The following is a 2,445-nucleotide window of genomic DNA, read 5'->3' on the forward strand; positions in this document are numbered from 1 at the left end:
GCCGCCGCCGCCGCCGCAGCCGCAGCCGCAGCCGGCGGCCGGCGACGATCCATGGCCGGCCGGCGTCGAGGCGCAGCTGCGCGATGTGCCGGTCGCGATCGCGCGCACCGAACCGGCCTTCGACGACTACCCGGCCGTCGACGAGATCCGCCGCTTCCATCTCGATGCCATCGCCGCGGCCCGCCGGACGCTGTTCTTCGAGAACCAGTACTTCACCGCCTGGGAGATCGGCGCGGCGCTGGCGGCGCGCCTGCAGGACGACGACGCGCCCGAGGTGCTGCTGATCACGCCGCAGCGCGAGAGCGGCTGGCTGGAGGTCAACACGATGGGTGTGCTGCGCGGGCGGCTGCACCGGCAGCTGACCGACGCCGACCGCCATGACCGCTACCGCGCCTGCTGCCCGCGCGTGCCGGGCCTGGCCTCGGGCTGCCTGAACGTGCACAGCAAGCTGATGGTGATCGACGAACAGTGGCTGACGATCGGCTCGGCCAACCTCAGCAACCGCTCGATGGGCTTCGACACCGAATGCAACCTGATCCTCGAAGCCGGCGGGCGTGCCGACGTGCAGGCGGCAATCGCCGGCCTGCGCGCGCGCCTGCTCGGCGAGCACCTCGGCTGCGCGCCCGAGGCCATCGAGGCTGCGCGCGCCGCTCACGACGGCCGCCTGCTCGCCACGGTCGATGCACTGCAGCAGACCGATGATGCACACCGCCACCTGCAGCCGCTCGCCACCGTCGGCAGTGCCGATCTCGATCACCTGATCGTCGACAACACGCTGATCGATCCGGAACGGCCGATGACGGGCGATCAGCTGCTCGCCGAGTTCACGCCGCCGCCGACCCGGCGGTCGGTGCGCGAGCGGCTGATGGCGCCGGTGCTGCTGGCGCTGGCGCTGGTCGGACTGACGCTGGCCTGGCGCTACACGCCGCTGTCGGAATGGCTGGCGCCGAACCAGCTGATCCGCGTTGCGCGCGAACTCGAAGACCTGCCGTTCACGCCGCTGGCGGTGCTGGCCGCATATACGATCGCCTCGGTCGTGGCGATCCCGATCTCGCTGGTGATCGGCGTCACCGGCCTCGTGTTCGGGCCGCTGACCGGCAGCCTGTACGCGGTCGGCGGCTCGCTCGCCGGCGCGCTCGCCGGCTACGGCGTCGGCAGCCTGCTCGGCCGGCGCACGGTGCGCCGCCTCGGCGGCCGGCGCTTCAACCGGCTCGACCGCAAGCTCGCCGAGCGCGGCATCTTCGCCGTCGTGTTCCTGCGTCTGGTGCCGGTCGCGCCGTTCACGATCATCAACTTCGCGGCCGGCGCCTCGCGCATCGGCCTGCGCGACTACCTGCTCGGCACGCTGCTCGGACTCGGCCCCGGCGCGGTGCTGACCGTGGTGTTCGCCGATCGCATCGCCGCGGCCATCTCGAAGCCGACGCCGCTGGCGATCGGGCTGATGATCGGCTGCGCGCTGATCCTGCTCGGCTCGGGCTGGTGGCTGTCGCGCTACCTGCAGCGGCGCAAGCAGCCATCGGAACCGGCCGTCCCGTGCGCGGCGGCCCCGGCCGCCGCCGAGCCGGAACCGGGCGCATGACGGCGCCCCGGACGCTGCGGGTCGCGAGCTGGAACATCCACGGTGCGGTCGGCACCGACGGCCAGTGCGTGCCGCGGCGCATCGCCGAGGTGCTGCGCGATCTCGATGCCGACGTGATCGCGCTGCAGGAGGTCGAATCGCGGCGCACCGGCTTCGACATGCTCACCTGGCTGGCCGCCGAAACCGGCCTGATGCCGGTCGCCGGCCCGACGCTGGTGCGCGAGCACGGCGGCGAATACGGCAACGGCCTGCTGACGCGACTGACCCTGCGCTCGGTCTACCGCCTGTCGCTCGACTATCCCGGCCGCGAGCCGCGCGGCGCGCTCGACGTGATCCTCGATCTGCCCGGGGACGGCTGCGGCAGGGCGGATGCCAATCACGCCGGCTCCCCTCACCTTTCCGCCTCTCGCCCCGCGCGGGAGACGGGCTGGAAAGAGGGGAAGAAAAACCACGCCTTCACCGGTGAGCGGCACGATCCGGCGGCCAGGCCCGGCACCGCCGGCGGCGCGCTGCGCGTGATCGCCACGCACCTCGGCCTGCGCCCGGCCGAGCGCCGCGCGCAGGTGCAGCGTCTGCTGGCGCGCGTGCGCCAGGGCGACCATCCACCCGAACACCCGCCGCTGCCGACCGTGCTGCTCGGCGACATCAACGAATGGTTCCTGTGGGGCCGGCCGCTGCGCTGGCTGCACCGCTGGTTCGAGGCCACGCCGGCCCCGGCGACCTTCCCGTCGTGCTGGCCGCTGCTGGCGCTCGACCGCATCTGGGTACGCCCGCGCACGCGCCTGCTGAGCCTGTACTGCCATCCCGACCCGCGGGCGCGGCTGGCCTCGGATCATTTGCCGGTGGTGGCGCAGATCAGTGGCTGA

2 protein-coding genes are annotated in these 2,445 nt (G+C 73.1%); both read left to right on the forward strand.

Going from position 1 to position 2,445, the window contains the following annotated elements; genetic code table 11:
- Nucleotides 1-1,579, forward strand: a 1,579-nt coding sequence (locus tag PKE44_RS14775) for a VTT domain-containing protein (RefSeq protein ID WP_324552520.1), incomplete at its 5' end; no start/stop codon positions are given.
- Entirely contained in the window at nt 1,576-2,445 is an 870-nt protein-coding gene (locus tag PKE44_RS14780) for an endonuclease/exonuclease/phosphatase family protein (RefSeq protein WP_324552522.1), read from the forward strand. The genes PKE44_RS14775 and PKE44_RS14780, both read left to right, overlap by 4 nt.

The organism is Plasticicumulans sp. (assembly GCF_035331805.1).
GTDB lineage: Bacteria > Pseudomonadota > Gammaproteobacteria > Competibacterales > Competibacteraceae > Plasticicumulans.